The 21,405-nt window shown below is 57.5% G+C and carries 20 protein-coding genes; 6 read left to right on the top strand and 14 right to left on the bottom strand.

All coding sequences use genetic code 11. The features are described 5' to 3' along the window. Positions 1–23: 23 nt before the first annotated feature. From chbC to osmE, 3 genes are all read right to left on the bottom strand, one after another. On the bottom strand, positions 24–1,382 hold the full coding sequence (gene chbC / locus LA04_RS13265) for a PTS N,N'-diacetylchitobiose transporter subunit IIC (protein ID WP_032657878.1): 1,359 nt from the start codon (positions 1,380–1,382) through the stop codon (positions 24–26). A gap of 79 nt (positions 1,383–1,461) precedes the next feature. After that, on the bottom strand, positions 1,462–1,779 hold the full coding sequence (gene chbB / locus LA04_RS13260) for a PTS N,N'-diacetylchitobiose transporter subunit IIB (RefSeq protein WP_008500676.1): 318 nt from the start codon (positions 1,777–1,779) through the stop codon (positions 1,462–1,464). Between the two features lie 281 nt (positions 1,780–2,060). Further along, positions 2,061–2,405 (bottom strand): osmotically-inducible lipoprotein OsmE, encoded by a 345-nt coding sequence (osmE, locus tag LA04_RS13255; protein ID WP_010430142.1) that lies wholly within the window; start codon positions 2,403–2,405, stop codon positions 2,061–2,063. A 232-nt stretch (positions 2,406–2,637) separates the two neighbouring features. Between osmE and nadE the strand changes: the two genes are divergently transcribed. Both nadE and cho read left to right on the top strand, forming a co-directional pair. Continuing rightward, entirely contained in the window at positions 2,638–3,462 is an 825-nt protein-coding gene (gene nadE / locus LA04_RS13250; protein WP_047651945.1) for an ammonia-dependent NAD(+) synthetase, read from the top strand. Between the two features lie 114 nt (positions 3,463–3,576). Further along, positions 3,577–4,455, top strand: a complete 879-nt coding sequence (gene cho, locus LA04_RS13245; protein WP_200882528.1) for an excinuclease Cho — start codon at positions 3,577–3,579, stop codon at positions 4,453–4,455. Here cho and ves read toward each other — a convergent pair. From ves to astC, 7 genes are all read right to left on the bottom strand, one after another. After that, positions 4,433–4,990, bottom strand: coding sequence for an environmental stress-induced protein Ves (gene ves / locus LA04_RS13240; protein ID WP_045401506.1), 558 nt, complete (start codon positions 4,988–4,990; stop codon positions 4,433–4,435). The genes cho and ves overlap by 23 nt on opposite strands. 297 nt (positions 4,991–5,287) lie before the next feature. Then, positions 5,288–5,782, bottom strand: a complete 495-nt coding sequence (spy, locus tag LA04_RS13235; RefSeq protein WP_047651943.1) for an ATP-independent periplasmic protein-refolding chaperone Spy — start codon at positions 5,780–5,782, stop codon at positions 5,288–5,290. Between the two features lie 335 nt (positions 5,783–6,117). Next, positions 6,118–7,047: a succinylglutamate desuccinylase gene (astE, locus tag LA04_RS13230; RefSeq protein ID WP_047651941.1), complete on the bottom strand. Its 930-nt coding sequence runs from the start codon at positions 7,045–7,047 to the stop codon at positions 6,118–6,120. Positions 7,048–7,057: 10 nt separating this feature from the next. Further along, positions 7,058–8,383, bottom strand: coding sequence for an N-succinylarginine dihydrolase (gene astB / locus LA04_RS13225; RefSeq protein WP_047651940.1), 1,326 nt, complete (start codon positions 8,381–8,383; stop codon positions 7,058–7,060). Then, positions 8,370–9,857: a succinylglutamate-semialdehyde dehydrogenase gene (gene astD / locus LA04_RS13220; protein WP_047651939.1), complete on the bottom strand. Its 1,488-nt coding sequence runs from the start codon at positions 9,855–9,857 to the stop codon at positions 8,370–8,372. Before astD ends, astB begins: the two co-directional genes overlap by 14 nt. After that, on the bottom strand, positions 9,854–10,888 hold the full coding sequence (gene astA, locus LA04_RS13215; RefSeq protein ID WP_023311275.1) for an arginine N-succinyltransferase: 1,035 nt from the start codon (positions 10,886–10,888) through the stop codon (positions 9,854–9,856). Before astA ends, astD begins: the two co-directional genes overlap by 4 nt. Further along, entirely contained in the window at positions 10,885–12,105 is a 1,221-nt protein-coding gene (astC, locus tag LA04_RS13210) for a succinylornithine/acetylornithine transaminase (RefSeq protein WP_047651938.1), read from the bottom strand. The genes astA and astC overlap by 4 nt, the downstream gene beginning before the upstream one ends. A gap of 433 nt (positions 12,106–12,538) precedes the next feature. Here astC and xthA point away from each other — a divergent pair, with 433 nt between their 5' ends. Continuing rightward, positions 12,539–13,345, top strand: coding sequence for an exodeoxyribonuclease III (xthA, locus tag LA04_RS13205; RefSeq protein ID WP_047651936.1), 807 nt, complete (start codon positions 12,539–12,541; stop codon positions 13,343–13,345). Positions 13,346–13,427: 82 nt separating this feature from the next. Continuing rightward, positions 13,428–13,844: a pyrimidine (deoxy)nucleoside triphosphate diphosphatase gene (locus tag LA04_RS13200; RefSeq protein WP_047651935.1), complete on the top strand. Its 417-nt coding sequence runs from the start codon at positions 13,428–13,430 to the stop codon at positions 13,842–13,844. Here the strand turns inward: LA04_RS13200 and LA04_RS13195 are convergent. Further along, positions 13,804–14,082 (bottom strand): DUF1496 domain-containing protein, encoded by a 279-nt coding sequence (locus LA04_RS13195; protein ID WP_047651934.1) that lies wholly within the window; start codon positions 14,080–14,082, stop codon positions 13,804–13,806. The two genes, LA04_RS13200 and LA04_RS13195, sit on opposite strands and share 41 nt — an antisense overlap. A gap of 228 nt (positions 14,083–14,310) precedes the next feature. Here LA04_RS13195 and gdhA point away from each other — a divergent pair, with 228 nt between their 5' ends. Next, complete coding sequence (gene gdhA, locus LA04_RS13190; RefSeq protein WP_047651932.1) at positions 14,311–15,654, top strand: NADP-specific glutamate dehydrogenase; 1,344 nt, start codon at positions 14,311–14,313, stop codon at positions 15,652–15,654. Between the two features lie 71 nt (positions 15,655–15,725). On the opposite strand, the gene LA04_RS13185 is transcribed toward gdhA, so the two are convergent. The 3 genes from LA04_RS13185 to LA04_RS13175 form a co-directional block, all read right to left on the bottom strand. Continuing rightward, the gene (locus tag LA04_RS13185) at positions 15,726–17,633 is read right to left on the bottom strand and encodes a DNA topoisomerase III (RefSeq protein WP_047651931.1); all 1,908 of its coding nucleotides are present in this window, start codon (positions 17,631–17,633) and stop codon (positions 15,726–15,728) included. Positions 17,634–17,637: 4 nt separating this feature from the next. After that, positions 17,638–18,681 (bottom strand): selenide, water dikinase SelD, encoded by a 1,044-nt coding sequence (gene selD, locus LA04_RS13180; RefSeq protein WP_047651929.1) that lies wholly within the window; start codon positions 18,679–18,681, stop codon positions 17,638–17,640. A 116-nt stretch (positions 18,682–18,797) separates the two neighbouring features. Then, positions 18,798–19,349 (bottom strand): NAD(P)H nitroreductase, encoded by a 552-nt coding sequence (locus LA04_RS13175; protein WP_047651927.1) that lies wholly within the window; start codon positions 19,347–19,349, stop codon positions 18,798–18,800. 167 nt (positions 19,350–19,516) lie between these two features. On the opposite strand from LA04_RS13175, the gene sppA reads away from it, so the two are divergent. Continuing rightward, positions 19,517–21,373 (top strand): signal peptide peptidase SppA, encoded by a 1,857-nt coding sequence (gene sppA / locus LA04_RS13170; RefSeq protein ID WP_047651925.1) that lies wholly within the window; start codon positions 19,517–19,519, stop codon positions 21,371–21,373. The last annotated feature ends 32 nt before the right edge of the window (positions 21,374–21,405 follow it).

The following is a 21,405-nucleotide window of genomic DNA, read 5'->3' as shown; positions in this document are numbered from 1 at the left end:
GGGCTTCCCCGCGCCGGTCAATCTTAGAATTTCAGTGAGAGGGCAATATCCTCTTCGCTCTCTTCTTCATCAATAATGGTGGCGGCTTTGTTGGCAATCGCCACGAACGGCATGTACAGCAGGGTAGCGACCCCGAGGTTGAATATCGCCAGCAGGAAGGCCGCAACGCTGCCGTTGGTGTTGAAGAAGGCGCCCAGACCCGCCGGCATGGTCCAAGGCGCAATGTTGGTGACCGGTGGAATGATGCCCATGTAATACGCCGTCAGGGTGATCGCGGCCAGCAGCGGCTGAATAAGGATGAACGGAATGAACATTACCGGGTTCATGATGATTGGCAGACCGAACAGAATCGGTTCGTTAATCTGGAAGATGCCGGATGGCAGCGCTAGCTTCGCGACCTGACGATAGTCAGCACGACGAGAGACAATAAAGACCGCGATGATCAGACCCAAGGTCGCCCCGGTACCGCCCAGGAAGATATAGGAGTCAAGCATCGGCTTCGCCCACACATGGAAGGTTTTGCCCGCAGCCAGCGCCGCGTCAACGGAGCCGTACTGCTGGTAAAGCGCAACGTTTTCCAGTGCCCAGGGGGTCATAATTCCGCTGTCCAGCGCGGCCAGTGCCAGTGAACCATGCACGCCAAAGAACCACAGCAGAGAGGTGAAAATCACATACGCCCAACCGACCACGCCACCCATCGACGCCAGCGGCGTAGAGATAGAGTCCATGATGATCTGGTGGAAGTTTGTGCCCCAGTGGGAGAGCGCCCAGGCGATAATCCCCATGATGGAAAGAATAATGAAGCCTGGAATCAACGCGGAAAATGAACGAGAAACGGAAGCCGGTACGCTATCCGGCAGGCGGATAACCCAGTTGCGGCGGATAATAAAGGTGAACATTTCTGCCACCACCAGGCCGATAACAATACCGGAGATGATGTTGGCCCCGCCCAGCCAGTTGGCGCCAACGGCGTAGGCTTCGCCCACGCTATAAGGCGTGACGGTCATAAAGGCGGCCACAGATAATAACCCGGCAGCCAGCGGATCCACTTTACGCTCTTCTGCCAGCGCCATTCCAATAAAGAAAGGCGCCATCAGCGACATAATCCCTAACGTACCGTTATAGACGTTGCCGCCGATGGCTTTAAAACCATTAAGGGTTTCAATAGTGGATGCGTCTAACCGAATTCCTAATGAATAAAAGAAGGAACCTTCACCAAAGCTCAGAAAAACGTTGTTAATTAAAACGAACATGGCCCCGGCCAGCGTCAACGGCATTAATTTAATAAAGCCGTTTTTGATGGCGTTAACGTGAGGCTGCTTTCCTATTTTAACAGCAAAAGGAAGGAGTACCTTTTCAAGTGAAGCGATGACTTTACTCATAGGAAAATACCCTTAAATGCCGTAACGCATGTTACGGCGTATTGTGTGTGAAATAACTCTTTGACGGGAAAAATAAAAATTAATTAGCCGCTTTTTTAATGGCTGCCACAGCAGCTTTAAGAACACCTAAACCATCAATCTTGCCGTACAGCCCCGAGTCGATCACTTCGACCGGTTTATTCGGTAACAGTCGTTGAATTTCGGGCAACATATAGGCAATTTGCGGCCCCAGTAAAACAACATCGGCTGTCTGGCCTTTTTCGCCCGCCAGCGTCTCTGGAAACGCTTCAATCACCACAGGGACTTCATACTTTTCAGCCTGCGCACGCATCTTTGACACCAGAAGCGACGTTGACATGCCCGCTGAGCAGAACAGGTAGATATGTTTCTTTTCCATCGTGATTTCCTTCTTGTATAACTACCTGCCATCGCGCTATCACTCGACTCGCTGTCCCGGCAGACAGGTAGCTTGCGTACTGTTGTTTATCGTTGGAGTGAGTATACGCAATGGTACAGATAGGGGATAATTCTGGATAGGCTCAAATTGTCTCTTATTGACCTAGCTTGTTGACTCCCTTCACATTTCGGGCAAATAATTCGCGCAAAGAAATAAGATTTTCTGATGCATAAAAAAACCGGCCCATGGGCCGGTTTGTTAACATCCTCAGGCAAGCAGGGTTACTGCGCCTTAGGTGCCTGTGGATCGGTGTCGTATTCAGCACAGGTCTGATAGCCGGAGTTGATCACATGACCGGTATCATCCAGGGCGACGAAGTAGGTTTCTGCCTTACCATCACGTTGACCCAGGATATAGGTCTGGCAGGTCCCTTTCGCATGAATCATGGTCACTTCAGAAGAAGGTTTACCGGCAATCGCAGCCACCTGCGAACGGGTCATCCCTTTTTTAACGTCTTTTACTACGGGCTGCGTAAACTGATCCTTAGTGCGATCGTAAGCCGTACACCCTGCCAGCATAGTCAGTACCGCCGCTGCGCTAAGAATTCCTGCTACGTTCTTGTTCATATTCCGTCCTCTTGTTTATCAGCGTGTTATCTAAGCATGGGATAAAAAGTACTATTGTTCAACTTTGTGAGTTACGCCAGACGAATTTCGGAAAATTCTAATAAAACAACGATAACCTGCTAAATCGGCGCAAATTAGCGCACTCGAAACTGTGATCCTTGTCGTTTCTCGCCCAAAGGGTTAGTTTTAACAGCTAACACATTCTGTTTATGTACTGCATATGGAGGGCGTGATGGCTCTGCAACAAGAGATTATTCAGGCACTGGGCGCGAAGCCTACGGTAGATGCACATGAAGAGATCCGCCGCAGCGTGGATTTTTTAAAATCGTACTTAAAAAAGAACGCTTTCCTGAAATCCCTGGTGCTGGGCATCAGCGGCGGGCAGGACTCTACCCTGACCGGTAAACTCTGCCAGATGGCGATTTCAGAGCTTCGCGAAGAGACGGGCGATGAGAAACTGCAGTTTATCGCCGTGCGTCTTCCTTATGGCGTACAGGCGGACGAGCAGGATTGCCAGGATGCCATTGCCTTCATTCAGCCAGACCGCGTGCTGACCGTGAATATTAAGGGCTCGGTGCTTGCAAGCGAGCAGGCGCTTCGCGAAGCGGGCATTGAGCTGAGCGATTTTGTCCGCGGCAACGAGAAAGCCCGCGAGCGCATGAAAGCGCAGTACAGCATCGCCGGGATGACCAAAGGCGTTGTCGTCGGCACCGACCATGCGGCAGAAGCGATCACCGGTTTCTTCACCAAATATGGCGACGGCGGCACCGACATTAACCCGATCTTCCGTCTCAACAAGCGTCAGGGTAAGCAGCTGCTGGCCGCGCTGGGCTGTCCTGAGCATCTGTATAAGAAAGCGCCGACAGCGGACCTTGAAGACGATCGCCCTTCCCTGCCGGATGAAGCGGCCCTTGGCGTCACCTATGACAACATCGATGATTATCTGGAAGGCAAAAAGCTGGATGAACGGACCGCGAAAATCATCGAGGGCTGGTATCTGAAAACCGAGCACAAGCGCCACACGCCTATTACGGTGTTTGACGACTTCTGGAAATAAACGCAAAACGGTAACCCGTTTTCTAGGCCGGGTAAGGCTTAGCCGCCACCCGGCTCTTTTTTAACCACCACACTCCTGCTACACTGTATGCCTGAACAGTATATGGAGCAGTATGTGAGCAGGCGTCAATCCGCCCCGCGTCTTGAGTTTGAAGCGGCGGCTATCTACGAATATCCCGAACACCTTCGCCCCTGGCTTGAGGCGCTGCCTAAACAGCCGGGCGTGTACATTTTTCACGGTGAAAGCGACACCCTGCCGCTCTATATCGGCAAAAGCGTTAACATTCGCAGCCGGGTGCTATCCCATCTCCGTACGCCGGACGAGGCCACCATGCTGCGCCAGTCGCGGCGCATTACCTGGTTCCAGACGGCGGGAGAAATGGGTGCGCTGCTGCTGGAGGCGCGGTTGATAAAAGAACAACAGCCGCTGTTCAACAAGCGCCTGCGCCGCAACCGTCAGCTTTGCTCGCTGCAGATAAACGATGGCAAGCCGCAGGTCGTCTACGCGCGCGACGTCGATTTTTCTCATGCCCCGAATCTCTATGGGCTGTTCGCCAATAAACGCGCCGCGCTCCAGGCGCTGCAGACGCTGGCGGACGATTTACAGCTTTGCTACAGCCTTTTAGGTCTGGAGGCAACTACCCGCGGACGCGCCTGTTTTCGATCCGCGCTGAAGCGCTGCGCCGGTGCCTGCTGCGGGAAAGAGAGCGTTGAGGCGCATCACGCCCGGCTTCTCACCGGTCTGGCGGCCATCAGCGTAAACTGCTGGCCCTGGGAAAGCGCCGTTGCGCTAAAAGAAGTGGGCGAGGCCATGACCCAGTATCACATCGTCAATAACTGGCTCTGGCTGGGCGCTGTCGACGACCTCAACGACGCGGCAACCCTGCTGCGCACGCCCGCCGGATTTGACCACGATGGCTACAAAATTCTCTGTAAACCGGTCCTGGCAGGAAAGTTTGAGATCATTGTGCTCAATGACCCGGCAGCCACGTGATTTCGCTGAACAATAAGGTACCCTGAGCCTCCAGCAGACGCAGCGTATGGGTACCCTCCTCCCAGCTGGCACCCTGATCGGCCGTCAGCAATTTATCGCCCAACTGCCACGCCCCGCTTAGCACGAACACCACGCCCCCGCGTGAGCCAAAGGTGGTAAAGGTTCGGTCAGCAACACGCACCTTCGCCCGGCAGCAGTCGCGCCGGGTCATGATATTAAAGTCCATCGCCATCCGCCCATCTGAAAGCAGCGCTTTCACCGGCAAATCGCCGGCAAAACTGTAGGGCTGATGATGCTTGAGGGTATGGGAGAACGCCTGACCCGCGTCCAGCGTCACCTCTCCCCCTTCCAGCAAGGTAATCACCCGGTCAACACCGGGAAACGAGGAGAATTCGCCGTTGCTGGCAATCGTCGCGATACTGGCGCGCCACTGAAAATCGCGCGTCGCGGGAGGGAAGCAGCAAATCTCACGCGTTTCGCCAGCACCATTGCGCCAGAGGCTGACCGGCATCTTACGGATATCAAAGAACTCCATCACCACTCCTGAATGGCACAACCCGTGCCAGGGCAAGGATATCGCTATCGTTGCTGTCTTGTTTGTTATCGTTGGGTATTCACAGAAACAGTATCGGCAGCAGAGCGGGCAGGCCTTAGCGGAACGTTAATAAAAATTCTAACGCCATGACTCTGCAAACATTCTCTGAAGCGACTACAGGAGGATACCGCGCTGGCGGCGGCAGGCAAGAGGGCAGGAAAGAAAAACCGCCGGTCCTGTCCACAGCGGTTGCGCTTTTGTGGACAGGATCCCGGCGGTCTTAAGAGAGTGAACCGATTATTCGGTTGGTGCTGGCATTTTACCTTCCATCGCCGGACGTTCTGTCAGACGCTTCTCAAAATTCGCATTAAATTGTTTTTTCTGTTCCGGGGTCAGAATGTTGTAGATCTTGTTCTGGGTTTCCATGTGAGCCAGCATGCGGGCTTTGTGCTGCTCGGCCATTTTATCGATCTGCGCTTCGGCTTTCGCCTTATCGAAGCTGTCGCTGGCGATGATGTCATGCATCGCACGGCGCTCTTCAAGCGGAGGACGTTTCATCTGGTCGCGTTCACCTTTTCTGATGTCGCGGATCTGCTGCTTCTGCGCATCCGTCAGGTTGAGATCCTTAAACATCATCATCTCGTTGTGCATACCCGGACCTTTATGATGCATCATCATTTTGCCTTCAGCAGGCGCGGCAGGTGCAGTGGTCGCAGTATCTGCGGCGAACGCCATGCTGGTAGCGCCCAGAGCTAGGGTAGAAGCAACAAACAGTGCAGTAAACTTACGCATAATTTATTTCCTTTCTTTCAGTTATTCTTCGGCGCTATGCCGTGTTGACGAGATTAACTTTACGGGGTTTATCGTCAATTAGTCAGAGCAACGGTAAAACAATGAAAGTGTAAAAAACAAATTTTCGCCAAATGTGGAGGAAATAAGGATAAAGCGTGGAGAGTTGCAACAAGAAATATTCAATGCGATGATTTTAAAGAGATTAAGCAGGAGTATAGCGAAGTGAAGATCAATAATAAAGCAATTCACCAGGAATATTCTGCAAAACAAGTGCAAGCGCTTTAATCGTTAAGAAAAGTTTTTTACCTCCCCCTCCCGGATGAGAGGGGAAAGGTTCAGGATATTTTTTCCAGCATCAGCCCGGCCCGCAGGCCAAACGCCACGCTCGGGTTAGGGAATAAAACATACTCGGTGGTGTTCTGCACCTCGTAACGCTCCTCGCCATCCTCGGCCAGCAGCGCCCCTTTGCGAAACGGCGTGAAGTTCAGAGTATGCGCGGCCATATGGAGCAGGAAGGCGTCGCTGCGCCGCGTGATCTGCTGTACGACCCGATACCGCTCGACGGGCTGATGCGCATGTTCAGGAGCCGTTCCTCCCAGCAGCGCCCGAAGGGCGAGATGCGTTGGCGCAAAGCGAGTGAGATCCGTGCAGGACAGCGCAGCGAAACGTTCACAGGTGAAATGGGTAAACGTTCCGCCCGGCGACTGATGAAAGACCAGCGCCTCCAGCCCGGCGTCTCCCAGCCAGCTCAGGAACGCTTCATCCCACGGCTGACTGCGCTGCGGCAGAACGCCGAAGCGGACGTGGTAAGACGCGCGGATTGCCGTATGCAGATCCAGATGCCAGCGCACGGGCCCCGCAGCGGCAAAAAACGCGGTCACGACGTTCTCCAGCCACTCGGCCCGCGCCGTTTCATCGCTCTGGGGAAACTGCGACCAGCGGCCGCCGAACATGCGGTTAATGTCGCTCACCAGATACCGTTTGTTTTGCGCCAGCGCAGGAGGATTGCCGAGCACCACCAGCACGCGGCACTTCAGGGCGATCTCATTGCGGTACAGCGCACGCAGCAGCAGATCGACAATCTCAACGGGTGCGGTTTCATTCCCGTGGAGACCCGTTGAAAGCAGCAGCGACAGATCGCTTTTTACGGTCGGCGTCAGCTCAAGCACCCCGCGCCCCAGCCACCGCCAGCGAAATGAGGGGCCATCCCCCTCTTTCTGTTCCGGCGTCTCATCGGCCAGGGTCAGCGCCAGTAAATTTTCCATATCCACTCCTTTAGCGCTGGAACGGGTAAACCGATCCCAGTTGCAGGATTGTCGATAACGCGTCCAGCGCCTCGCGCCCTTCACGCAGAAGCTGCGGGTCAACCAGATCCGCCTGCGTCAGACGATCCCGATAGTAGCGATCGACCCAGTCATTCAGCCGCGTAAAGAGCGTATCGTTCATCATTACCGCGGGGTTCACCGCCTGCATTTCGTCCTGAGTCAAGACCACGCGCAGACGTAAACAGGCGGGACCACCGCCGTTGGCCATGCTTTCGCGCAGGTCAAACACGCGCAGTTCGTCAATCGGGTTATCGGCCTTGACCAGCTCCGTCAGGTAGCGCCACACGCCTTTATGATCCCGGGACTCCTGCGGCAGGACCAGCATCATGCTGCCATCGTCACGGCTCAGCAGCTGGCTATTGAACAGATAGGTTTCTACCGCGTCCTGCACGCTCACCGCCTCCGTTGGCACCTGGATAGGCGTGAAGCCGCGCACGCGCTCATGCAGCGTGGCGAGCAGCTTCTCCTGATGGGCAAACGCCTGCTCGTGACAGAACAGCACCTGACGGTTAGAAACGGCAATCACGTCGTTATGGAACACGCCTTGGTCAATCACGTGCGGGTTTTGCTGGGCAAAAACTACCTGCGAAGGATTGACCTGGTTCAGGCGGGCAACCGCCTGGCTGGCCGCCAGCGTCTGACGCGCAGGATAACGGGTTGGCGCGGCGTGGCCCCCCTCTTCTCGCCCGTAGATAAACAGCTGCAGGCCCGGGTCGCCATAATCGCCCCCCAGGCGGTTATGGTTGGCCGCGCCTTCGTCGCCAAACATCGCCACCTGCGGCAGGGCCTGATGCACCTCAAAATGGGCGTCATGGTTGAAAATGGCGCGCAGCACGCGCTCGGTGGTTTCCGCTTCGGTGGCGCGGTGGAATTTATTGTTCAGGTTCGCCACCGTCAGATGAACTTTGCCATCCAGCGTGTCGGCTGACGGCGCGACGGTCGCCGCGTTTGCCACCCACATAGAGGAGGCAGAGCTTGCCGCGGAGAGCAGGTGCGGCGTCTGCGTACCCGCTTTTTCTACCACCTGCTCATCGGTACCGCTAAAGCCGAGCTGACGAAGGACAGCCACGTTCGGGCGTTCCTGCGGCGGGATCACCGCCTGCGGGAAACCGGCATCCGCCAGCGCCTTCATCTTCAGCAGCCCCTGCTTCGCCGCCAGCTTCGGGTTCGACACCTGAAAACGGTGCTTCGTCGAGGCTTCATTACCAAAAGAGAGACCGGCATAGTGGTGCGTCAGCCCCACCAGCCCGTCAAAGTTAACCTCACGCGCTTTCATGACGATCCCCTCCGGTAAAATCCAGCCCCGGATTAAGCGTCTCCGGCAGCGTCAGCGCCGGGGTCTCCAGGCTCGCCATCGGCCACGCGCAGTAATCGGCGGCATACCATGCGCTGGCGCGATGGTTGCCCGACGCGCCCACGCCGCCGAACGGCGCGGTGCTCGCGGCCCCGGTCAGCGGTTTATTCCAGTTAACAATCCCGGCGCGCGCTTCCAGCAGCAGCCGATCAAACTTCTCGCGATGCGGCGAAATCAGCCCGCTCGACAGGCCGTAGCGGGTGTTGTTCGCCATCGCAATGGCCGCATCGAAATCGTCGTAACGCCAGACGCACAGCAGCGGGCCAAAGACCTCTTCATCCGGCACGTTGCTTGCGCCGCTCATCTCTACGATGCCCGGCGTCAGCAGCGAAGCACCCGCCTGAACCTGCTTCGGCTCCAGCAGGGTTTTCGCGCCGCGCGCGACGTGGTCCTGCCAGGCCTTCAGCACGTTCAGCGCGGCCTGTTCGGAAATCAGCCCGCCGATAAACGGCTGCGGGTCGGCATCCCACGCGGCTGGCACCAGACGCGCGCCCACTTCAACGAGACGTTTCAGGAAGGCATCCCCCCGTGCGCCCTGTTTCACCAGCAGGCGGCGGGCACAGGTGCAGCGCTGTCCGGCGGTAATAAAGGCGGACTGGATCGTCAGGTGCACCGCGGCGTCGATATCGTCAGGGTCTTCCACAATCAGCGGATTGTTGCCGCCCATCTCCAGCGCCAGGATTTTCTCCGGCTGCCCTGCCAGCTGGCGATGTAGCTGATAGCCCGTACCGGCACTGCCGGTAAACAGCAGGCCGTCGATATCGCTCAGCGCGCTCAGCGCCTGACCGGTTTCCCGCCCGCCCTGCACCAGGTTCAGAACGCCCGGGGGCAGGCCGGCCTGTTCCCACAGCTTAACCACCGCCTCGCCGGTGAATGGCGTGAGCTCGCTCGGTTTAAAGATGACGGTATTGCCCGCCAGCAGCGCGGGCACAATGTGACCATTTGGCAGGTGTCCCGGGAAGTTATAGGGGCCAAACACCGCCAGGACGCCGTGCGGCCGGTGGCGCAGCGTGGCCGCGCCGTCCGGCATGTCGGTGTGCTGTTCGCCGGTGCGGGTGTGATACGCCTTCACCGAAATAGCGATTTTGTTGATCATGGCCGTCACTTCGGTTGCCGCTTCCCATCGCGGTTTACTGGTTTCAGACGCGATGATGCGCGTCAGTTCGGCCCTGTTTGCCTCCAGCAGGCCGGCGAACTTTTCAACAATTTCCTGGCGCACGGCGAAAGGCTGTTTTGCCCACGCCGGAAACGCGCGGCGCGCGGCACGGCAGGCTTGTTCCACCTGCGCGGCGCTGGCGTCAAGCCCCTTCCAGAGCACCTCTTTTCCAACCGGATTGGTCTTTACGCGCTCTTCGCCTTCGCCCGTGACCCAGTCACCGTTAATCCATAATGTCATGCTGTTTTCTCCTCAGGGCAGAGACGCACCAGGCGAACCGTATCGCCGGCGTTACATTTCAGGGCATCCAGTTCTGCAGCCGTCAGCACCAGACGTTCACATTTCGGGTTGGTACGCACCAGCATGGCGCGGAAGTTGGCGTAATTTTCGTTCGACACCAGACAGGCGGGCCAGTCACCCGGCGCGGGCTGACCTTCAGAGACCTCAACCAGACGGCTCTTACGGATCGCGCGCACGCGGTCGATATCGCACTCAAGCGTTGGGCCGCCGTCAAAGATGTCGACATAGTTCCGGTAGCGGAAGCCCTCTTTCTCCAGCACCGCGCGGGCGGGTGCGGTCTGCGGATGGACTTCGCCAATCACCGCCTGCGCTTCCGGGCTGAGGAAATGGGTATAGATAGGATGCTTCGGCATCAGCTCGGCAATAAAGGCTTTCTGGCCAGTGCCGCAGAGATAGTCCGCCCGGCTGAACTCCATCGAGAAGAAGCGCTCGCCCAGGCTCTCCCAGAACGGCGAGTAGCCGGTGTCGTCGATTACGCCGCGCATCTCGGCGACCACTTTTTCGTTAAAGCGATCGCGGAAGGCGGCCATAAACATAAAGCGCGACTTAGAGAGCAGATAGCCGTTGCCCTCTTTGCGCCACGCCGGATCGAGGAACAGCGTGCAGAGCTCGCTGGCGCCCGTGTGGTCATTGCAGAGAAACAGCGTAGGCAGCGCGTTATAGACGTTCAGCTCTTTCGAGGCGTGAACCATGGTGCCGACGCGATAGTTGTACCACGGGTCGTTAAGCCCGACGGCCACTTCGATGGCGCAGATCCCGGCCACGGTCCCCGTGTCGGTGTCTTCCAGCACGAACACATAACCCTGTTCGCTTTTTGGCAACGTCCCCTGCCAGGTTTGCAGGGCGCGCTCGATGCGCGCCGACAGCGTTTTTTCATCGGCAGGAAGCGAGGTCAGCCCGCCTCCCGTCTTACCGGCAAGCTGCATGAGCCCGGCGAGATCGCCGCGCTCAACGGGACGGATGACCATCATGATGACACCCCGGATTTCACTTTTTCACACGCCAGCGCAAAACGGTCGAGACCGGTTTGCACCTCTTCCTCGCTGACGATCAGCGCCGGCGCAAAACGCACCACGTTGGCACCGGCAATCAGCACCATCACGCCCACTTTTGCCGCTTCCTGTGAAATAAGTTTAGCTTTTCCGGCAAACTCAGCGGTGAGCTCGCAGCCGATTAACAGCCCCAGACCGCGAATTTCTTTAAACAGCCCCGTTTTGCCGTTGATGGCGTTCAGACGTTCAACAAACCAGTCGTGACGCTGCTTAACGCCTTTCAGCACCTCAGGCGTGTTAATGATGTCGAGAACCTGCCCGGCGACGGCGGTGGCCAGCGGGTTGCCGCCGTAGGTGGTGCCGTGGGTACCCACGGTCATTACGCTGGCGAATTTATCGGTGGTCAGCGTCGCGCCAATCGGGAAGCCGCCGCCCAGCGCTTTGGCGGTCGAAAGCACGTCCGGCGTCACGCCATAGTGCATATAGGCATACAGCTCGCCGGTGCGGCCCACGCCGGTCTGCACTTCGTCGAAAATCAGGACCGCGTTGTGGCGATCGCACAGCTCGCGCAGCCCCTGCAGGAACGCTTTTTGCGCCGGAAGCACGCCGCCCTCGCCCTGCATCGGCTCGACGATCACCGCGCAGGTGGTGTCGTTAATCAGCTCGCTGGCGGACTGCAGATCGTTATAAATGCCGTGACGGATATCCGGCGGCAGCGGGGCGAAATCCTGCGAGTAGGAAGGCTGGCCGCCCGCGCTGACGGTAAACAGCGTGCGCCCGTGGAAGGCATTTTTAAACGCCACGATGCCGCTCTTGTGGGCACCAAATTTATCGTGCGCATATTTGCGCGCCAGCTTCAGCGCCGCTTCGTTGGCTTCCGCCCCCGAGTTACAGAAAAAGACTTTTTCGGCAAACGTCGCGTCGATCAGTTTTTTGGCCAGGCGCAGCGCGGGCTCGTTGGTAAAGCCGTTGCCGGTATGCCAGAACTTCGCCGCCTGGTCATTCAGCGCCTGACGCAGCGCCGGGTGCGCATGCCCCAGCGCGTTGACCGCAATCCCACCTGCAAAGTCGATATACTCTTTACCCTGCTGATCCCACAGGCGCGAGCCTTCCCCACGAACCGGAATAAAAGCCGCCGGAGCGTAAACCGGCATCATCCATTCATCGAAATTTTCACGCGTAATTGACAGAGACATAGCGACCTCATCCGGTAAATAAAAAGTTATTTGAATGTTAAATAATTGAGTGTTTGCACTGTGAATGTAGATTGCAGCCTTCGTGCCAGCCAGCGATAAAATTGCATAAACGGGTTGAGGTAACAGAATATCAATAAGTTACAATATGGAGTTATTCACTGTTAGTGCATAAAAAGTGAATATTTTTACGACAAGCGGCGCTTTGCCGCATGAAAAGCAGAAAGAGTATGCACAGGCCAAATATAATTCTGGAATTGTGATCGCTCGCGAAATTTATCGGTCATTTACGCCCTGTTTGAGGGCGAGTCGCGTCAGAATGGTGCAAATATTGCACCACCGGCATTATCTGTCGCAGTTATTGGCCGAACCCGGTAACAGTTGACGCAAATTCTGCTACCATCCATGCACTATTCACCTTGCACTGGCAGCGACTATGAAATTTGTCTCTTTTAATATCAACGGCCTGCGCGCCCGCCCCCATCAGCTTGAAGCTATCGTTGAACAACATCAGCCAGATGTGATCGGCCTGCAGGAGACCAAGGTTCACGACGACATGTTCCCCCTCGAAGAGGTGGCGAAGCTCGGCTACAACGTCTTCTATCATGGGCAGAAAGGCCATTACGGCGTTGCGCTGTTGACCAAAGAGACGCCAGTTTCAGTCCGCCGTGGGTTTCCCGGCGATGACGAAGAAGCGCAGCGCCGCATCATCATGGCGGAACTGCCTTCCCCGCTGGGGAACATAACCGTGATTAATGGTTACTTTCCCCAGGGCGAGAGCCGCGACCATCCGACCAAATTCCCGGCTAAAGCCAAGTTTTATCAGGATCTGCAGGACTATCTAACCACCGAACTGAACAAAGACAATCCGGTGCTGATCATGGGTGATGTGAATATCAGCCCGACCGATCTGGATATTGGCATCGGTGAAGACAGCCGCAAACGCTGGCTGCGTACCGGCAAATGCTCCTTCCTGCCGGAAGAGCGCGAGTGGATGCAGCGCCTGCTGGACTGGGGGCTGGTGGATACCTTCCGTACCGCCAACCCGGAAACGCAGGACCGCTTCTCGTGGTTTGACTACCGCTCAAAAGGCTTTGACGACAACCGCGGCCTGCGTATCGACCTGCTGCTCGCCAGTTCGCCGCTGGCCGAGCGCTGCATCGAAACCGGGATCGACTACGAGATCCGCAGCATGGAAAAACCGTCTGACCACGCGCCGGTGTGGGCTAAATTCAAGCTGTAATGACGCGTAAGCCTTTTAAAAATCCTTTTCCTGTGCGCCCTTCCGGGCGCATTTATTTTTTCACTATCAATTATTGACGACCATGCTGAAAACACTCGATGTCGTTGCCGCCATCATCGAAAAAGACGGCAACATTTTACTGGCGCAGCGCCCTGCCCATGCCGATCAGCCAGGAATGTGGGAGTTTGCAGGCGGTAAAGTCGAGGCCGGAGAAACCCAGCCAGAAGCGCTTATCCGCGAGCTGCGTGAAGAGCTGGGTATTGAAGCGCAGCCTGCACAATACGTGGCAAGCCACCAGCGCGAAGTCTCGCAGCGGTTGATTAATCTGCATGCGTGGCACGTTCCTGCTTTTCGCGGCGAGCTCACGGCGCACTACCACAGCGCGCTCGCGTGGTGTACGCCGGAAGAGGCGTTTGGCTACGCCTTAGCCCCCGCGGATATTCCGCTGCTGGAAGCGTTTATTGTTTTACGCGACGCCAGACCAGCGGGTTCGTACTGATGGCGCGCTCGTCGCGCTGGCACTGCAGCAGAATGCCGTCCGCTTTCACAACGGCCCCTTCCGAGTAGTTCTGATTCTGATAGATACAGCACTGATTACAGGGCTGCACCGTTTGATTCTGGCCGCTGGAGCTAAACACTTCCGGGGGAACATTCACTTCCACATCCGGACGAATGCGGTCAGCCTGAGCGCCAGCGGTAAACATTAAACATAACGCGGTCATCACATAACGGTTCATCGACTTGTCTTCCTGTTGTGTCCTGATATTGACTATAACGGTAAACCAGAGCGGAACCTTTAATTTATCTCTTCATCGCTTTTCGTTATGACGCCCGTCCTCTCATTAATTTCCCTTTCGTCATAAATTTCTGCTTGCCTCACAAAGCGGTACGGGTGGTATAGTCAAAAAAACAACACAAATCGCATAAGTAATACACATAAAATACGATAAGAGGTTCTTATATCTATGGATCAGACACGCTCTCTGGAAAGTTTCCTTGCCCATGTTCAGCAGCGCGACCCTCACCAAAGCGAGTTCGCGCAGGCCGTGCGTGAAGTTATGACCACCCTGTGGCCCTTCCTTGAACAAAACCCGCGTTATCGCCAGATGTCGCTGCTTGAACGCCTTGTCGAGCCAGAGCGCGTGATCCAGTTCCGCGTGACGTGGGTTGACGATCGCAACCAGGTACAGGTTAACCGCGCCTGGCGCGTTCAGTTTAACTCGGCGATTGGCCCGTTTAAGGGCGGCATGCGTTTTCATCCGTCCGTGAACCTGTCGATTCTGAAATTCCTCGGCTTCGAGCAGACCTTTAAAAACGCCCTCACCACGCTGCCGATGGGCGGCGGCAAAGGCGGCAGCGATTTCGACCCGAAAGGCAAAAGCGAAGGCGAAGTCATGCGCTTCTGCCAGGCGCTGATGACCGAACTCTACCGTCACCTCGGCCCGGATACCGACGTTCCTGCCGGTGATATCGGCGTGGGCGGACGTGAAGTGGGCTTTATGGCCGGGATGATGAAAAAGCTCTCCAACAACAGCGCCTGCGTCTTTACCGGCAAGGGACTGTCGTTTGGCGGGAGCCTGATCCGCCCGGAAGCGACAGGATACGGCCTGGTTTACTTCACCGAGGCGATGCTCAAGCGTCACGGCCTGGGCTTCGAAGGTATGCGCGTCGCGGTGTCCGGCTCCGGTAACGTGGCGCAGTACGCTATTGAGAAAGCGATGCAGCTTGGCGCTCGCGTGGTGACCGCCTCTGATTCCAGCGGCACGGTGGTGGATGAAGCGGGCTTCACGGCAGAGAAGCTGGCGCGCCTGTGTGAAATCAAAGCCAGCCGCGATGGCCGCGTGGCGGATTATGCCCGGGAGTTTGGCCTGACCAACCTGGAAGGGAAACAGCCGTGGGGCGTTCCGGTGGATATCGCCCTGCCGTGCGCCACGCAGAACGAGCTGGATGCGGACGCCGCGCGTACCCTGATTAGCAACGGCGTAAAAGCGGTGGCCGAAGGGGCAAATATGCCGACCACCATCGATGCGACGGACCTGTTCCTGGAAGCGGGCGTGCTGTTTGCGCCGGGCAAGGCCGCTAACGCGGGCGGCGTGGCGACCTCCGGCCTCGAAATGGCGCAAAACGCCGCGCGTCTCGGCTGGAAGGCGGAGAAAGTGGATGCGCGCCTGCACCACATCATGCTGGATATTCACCATGCCTGCGTGGAGTACGGCGGCGAGGCGTCGCAAACCAACTACGTGCGCGGCGCGAATATCGCCGGGTTCGTGAAGGTCGCGGATGCGATGATTGGGCAGGGCGTGATTTAAGGTTTATCGCGTGTGGCCGGGTGCCCTCACCCCGGCCCTCTCCCACGGGGTGGGGGAGAAAACCGGGCGTATCAGGCCGCGCTCTTTTTCTTTTTAAACGGTTTCTTCGCGCCGCCACCGGGGGCAACCATCCCTCTGAACGTTTTCACCGGCGTGCTGCGGGCCTGATCGATCAGCTGGTAAAGCGTCCCGACCAGCGGCTGCATAAAGTCCTGATAGCGACACTGCTTCTCGCTGATCTGCGTCAGCACCGATTCCCAGTGCGCGGTCATGTCCGGCCTGGCGGCCAGCTCCGGCAGAGAGTGGATTAGCGCCCGGCCCGGTTCCGTTGAGTGGATATAGCGCCCTTTTTTCTCCAGGAAACCGCGCTTAAAGAGCAGCTCGATGATCCCCGCTCGCGTCGCTTCCGTCCCCAGACCGTCGGTGGCGCGCAGGATCTTCTTCAGATCTTTATCCTGCACAAACCGGGCGATACCGGTCATCGCCGACAGCAGCGTCGCATCAGTGAAATGGCGCGGCGGCTGGGTCTGACGTTCAACCACTTCGCCCTTCTCGCACAGCAGTTCGTCATCTTTGGCGACCACCGGCAGCGGCGTGCCGTCGTTCTCCTCGTCGCGCTCTTTGTTACCGAGCAGCGTGCGCCAGCCCGCTTCCGCAAGGAAACGCGCTTTGGCGATAAACTTGCCTTTGGCAATCTCAAGCTCAATCACGCACTTACGGAATACCGCGTCCGGGCAGAACTGCATCAGGTACTGACGGGCGATCAGGTTATAGACCTTCGCTTCGTTGTCGGTCAGGTTGACGCTGCTGGCGCGCGCAGTCGGAATAATCGCGTGGTGGGCATCGACCTTTTTGTCGTCCCAGCAGCGGTTATGGGTGTCCGGGTTCACCGCCGGCTGCGGGAGCAGATCCGGCGCGTGTACGCCGATGGCGTTCATCACCGAATGGCGTCCGGCAAAGTGCTCTTCCGGCAGATAGCGGCTGTCCGAACGCGGATAGGTGATGAGCTTATGGGTTTCGTAGAGCTTCTGGCAGATATCCAGCACGTTCTGCGCGCTCAAGCCAAACTTTTTGGCCGCCTCAATCTGAAGTGCAGAAAGCGAAAACGGCAGCGGCGCAGGTTCTGATTCCCGTTTATCGTTATAGCTGGTGACGATAGCCGGCTGGCCGGTAATGCGGTTAACCACATGATCCGCCAGCGGACGATGCAGCAAGCGCCCCTCTTCATCCTGATACGACTCGCAGGCATCGCTCGGCTGCCAGACGGCGGTGAAGCGCTCGTCTTTAGGCGTGACGATATGCGCTTTCACCTCAAAGAAATCTTTAGCGACGAAGTTTTCAATCTCTTCATCGCGACGCACGACCAGCCCCAGCACCGGCGTCTGCACGCGCCCCACGGAAAGCACGCCCTGATAGCCCGCGTTGCGCCCAAGAATGGTGTAGGCGCGGGTCATATTGATGCCGTACAGCCAGTCGGCGCGGGCGCGGGCTAATGCCGAGACGCACAGCGGGATAAACTCGCTGTTGGCGCGCAGGCGCGAAATCGCCCGCTCGACCGCCTGCGGGTTGAGGTCGTTGATCAGGCAGCGCTGCACCTGCTGGCGCTTTTCCGGCGCCAGCTCAAGATAGTCCAGCACTTCATCGACCAGCAGCTGTCCTTCCCTGTCCGGGTCACCCGCGTGCACGATTTCTTCGGCTTCATGCAGGAAGCGCTTGATCACGTTGAGCTGTTTAGTGACGGAGGGACGGGGCTGCAGCCGCCATTTTTCCGGCACGATGGGCAGATCGTTCAAATTCCAGCGGGCGTAGCGGCTGTCGTAGACATCCGGCTGCGCCTGCTCAAGCAGGTGACCGATACACCAGGTGACCACCTGCCCGTTACCGCATTCGATAAAGCCGTCGCCCTTGCGATGCGGCTTAGGCAGCACGTCGGCGATGGCACGGGCCAGGCTCGGCTTTTCGGCAATAAACAACCGCATCGAATTAACGGATCTCAATCATCGGACGACCGCCGCGCGCGGTCACCAGCTCGCCGATCGCCGTCAGGGTGATGCCGAACTCGGCGGCCGTGGCCTGAACCTCGGCTTCGGATTCCGGCGTCACCGCCAGCAGCAGGCCGCCGGAAGTTTGCGGATCGCACAGCAGGTTGCGCCACTCTTCAGGCATTTCGCCCATCAGGTGACCGTAGCTGGCGAAGTTGCGCTGGGTACCGCCCGGGATCGCGCCCTGAGCAATATACTCCTCCACGCCCGGCAGCTTCGGCACGTCCTGATACCAGACCTGCGCCTGAACGCCCGCGCCCTGACACACTTCAGAGAGGTGTCCCAGCAGACCAAAACCGGTCACGTCGGTCATCGCCTTCACGCCGTCGATATTGGCAAACGCCGCACCGGCGAGGTTCATCTGGCACATGACTTCGGTTGCCAGGCCTTTGTGCTCCGGTTTCAGCAGGGATTTTTTCTCGGCGGTGGTCAGCACGCCAATGCCCAGCGGCTTGGTAAGGAACAGCTTGCAGCCCGCCTGCGCGGTGCTGTTGCGCTTCACGCGCTCGGTCGGCACCACGCCGGTGACGGCCAGGCCGAAGATAGGCTCCGGTGCATCAATAGAGTGACCGCCGGCCAGGGCAATCCCCGCCTGTTGGCAGGCAAAACGACCGCCATCAATCACTTCACGGGCCACTTCCGGCGGGATGGTGTTGATCGGCCAGCCCAGAATGGCAATCGCCATGATCGGCTTACCGCCCATCGCGAAGATATCGCTGATGGCGTTGGTGGCCGCAATGCGCCCAAAGTCGAACGGGTTGTCGACGATCGGCATAAAGAAGTCGGTGGTACTGATAATGCTGGTGCCGTTACCTAAGTCATAAACTGCAGCATCGTCACGCGTTTCGTTGCCGACAAGCAGGTTCGGGTCGACAAACTTCGCCTGTTCACTGTGCAGGATGGTCTCCAGTACTTTCGGGGAAATTTTACAACCGCAACCGGCTCCGTGGCTGTACTGCGTTAAACGAATGGTTTGCTCGCTCATGGACGTCTCCTGTCATCTCAATCGCGCTATGGTAGCGCTCATTCCATAAAGAGGTAAGTATGACTGTCTGAATTCTGCGGCAGATGCTCAGAATCCAGACAGTTTAGCGTGCGTGATCAGAAACGGCTGACGAAAGGCGTGGTGTCCGGAATGCTGATGGTGCTGGAGGCTTTAAGCTGCGGGGTGCCGAGATAAAGGAAACCGACAATTTTGTCATGTTCGCCACAGGAAAATCCTGCCCGCACGGCTGCGCTCTCCGTCAACGGCCCGGTACGCCAGATACCGTTAAAGCCCTGCGCGACGGCGGCCATTTGCATCGCCATCACCGCACAGCCCGCAGACATTTCCTGTTCCCAGACCGGCACCTTATGGTCGGCCTGACATTTTGCCACGACGGCGATAATCATCGGGGCGCGGAACGGCGCGTTGCGGGCTTTATCAATCCCCTTCTCATCCTGACCGGCGGCAACCGCGCCCTGCTCCAGCAGTTGGCTGAAACGATCGCGGCCTTCGCCTTCAATCACAAAGAAGTGCCACGGCTGCAGCGTACCGTGATCGGGGGCACGCATGCCGGCACGCAGAATGTTCTCCAGCTGCTCGCCTGCCGGTGCAGGTTCGGCCAGACGGGAAGCGCTACGGCGGTTAACAAGCAGTTCGAGTGCGTCCATTGGTTAACTCCTTTCTTGAAATTTACTCACAAAATTAACACGACGGCAGATTTTGTTACAGCCTGGCAGGCGATTCCTGCTGACAAGTGGCGGTTGGGTCATTACGATAACCCAACATTACCGTCCAGTGGCGACGGAAACAGTCATTTTCTGGTTAGGGAGAATACATGCGAACCCTTTGGCGAATCATTGCCGGTTTCTTTAAATGGACGTGGCGACTGCTCAACTTCGTCCGCAACCTGGTGATGAACATCTTCTTCATCCTGCTGGTTCTGGTTTGCGCGGGCATCTGGATGCATATCAGCAACGCGAATCAGGCGCAGCATTCGACTCGCGGGGCTCTGTTACTCGATATCACCGGCGTTATCGTTGATAAACCGTCCGCCAGCAACCGCCTGGGGGCAATCAGCCGTCAGCTGTTTGGCGCGACGTCAGACCGCCTGCAGGAAAACTCCCTGTTCGATATCGTCGATACCATCCGTCAGGCCAAAGACGACCGCAACATCACCGGGATCGTGCTGGATCTGAAAGATTTTGCCGGGGGCGATCAGCCTTCAATGCAGTACATCGGTAAAGCGCTGCGCGAATTCCGCGACAGCGGCAAGCCGGTGATTGCCGTGGGCGACAGCTACAGCCAGGGGCAATATTATCTGGCGAGCTTCGCCAATAAAATCTGGCTCTCCCCGCAGGGGACGGTCGATCTGCACGGCTTTGCCACCAACGGCCTGTACTACAAATCCTTGCTCGACAAGCTGAAGGTCACCACCCACGTCTTCCGCGTCGGCACGTATAAATCCGCCGTCGAGCCGTTTATCCGCGACGACATGTCTCCTGCCGCCCGTGAAGCTGACAGCCGCTGGATTGGCGAGCTGTGGCAGAACTATCTCGGCACCGTTGCCGCTAACCGCCAGATTACGCCTGAGCAGGCGTTCCCTGGCGCGAAGGGCGTGCTGGATGGCCTGCGTAAGGTTGACGGTGATACCGCGAAATATGCGCTGGATAACAAACTGGTTGATGCCCTGGGCACCAGCGCCGAGATTGAAAAATCCCTGAGCAAACAGTTTGGCTGGAGCAAAGAGGACAAAAACTACAGCGCCATCAGCATGTACGATTACTCGGCGAAAAAGCCGGATGACAGCGGTGATAGCGTCGCGGTGGTGTTTGCCAACGGCGCCATCATGGACGGTCAGGAGACCCCAGGCAACGTGGGCGGCGATACTACCGCGTCACAAATTCGCGATGCTCGCCTGGATCCAAAAGTGAAGGCGATTGTCCTGCGGGTCAACAGCCCTGGCGGCAGCGTCAGCGCCTCCGAGGTGATCCGCGCTGAACTGGCCGCGGCACGCGCCGCCGGCAAGCCGGTGGTTGTATCCATGGGCGGAATGGCCGCCTCCGGTGGTTACTGGATCTCAACGCCAGCCAACTACATCGTGGCTAACCCAAGCACGCTGACCGGCTCGATTGGTATCTTCGGGGTGATCAACACCGTAGAGAACAGCCTGGATTCTCTGGGCGTGCATACCGATGGCGTAGCGACCTCTCCGCTGGCGGATGTGTCGGTGACCAAATCCCTGCCGCCGGAAGTCTCTGAGATGATGCAGCTCAGCATTGAGAACGGCTATAAGCGCTTTATCACCCTGGTGGCGGACTCGCGTAAAAAGACGCCAGAGCAGATCGACCAGATCGCGCAGGGCCACGTCTGGACCGGTCAGGATGCGAAGAGCAACGGTCTGGTCGACAGCCTGGGCGATTTCGATGACGCGGTGAAGAAAGCCGCCGAGCTGGCGAAGCTGAAGCAGTGGCATATCGAGTATTACCAGGACGAGCCGTCGTTCTTCGATATGGTCATGGACAGCATGTCCGGCTCGGTACGCGCCATGCTGCCGGAGGCGATGCAGGCTTACCTGCCTGCGCCGGTCGCCACGGCGGCGAAAGCGATGAAGGCAGAGAGCGATAAGCTCGCGGCCTTTAACGATCCACAGAGTCGTTACGCGTTTTGCCTGACCTGCGCTAACGTCCGTTAAAAACCGTCCCCTCTTCCCGCGAAGAGGGGATT

The organism is Enterobacter sp. UCD-UG_FMILLET, from assembly GCF_000762975.1.
GTDB lineage: Bacteria > Pseudomonadota > Gammaproteobacteria > Enterobacterales > Enterobacteriaceae > Enterobacter > Enterobacter dykesii.
This window is presented reverse-complemented; position numbering and strand designations above follow the sequence as displayed.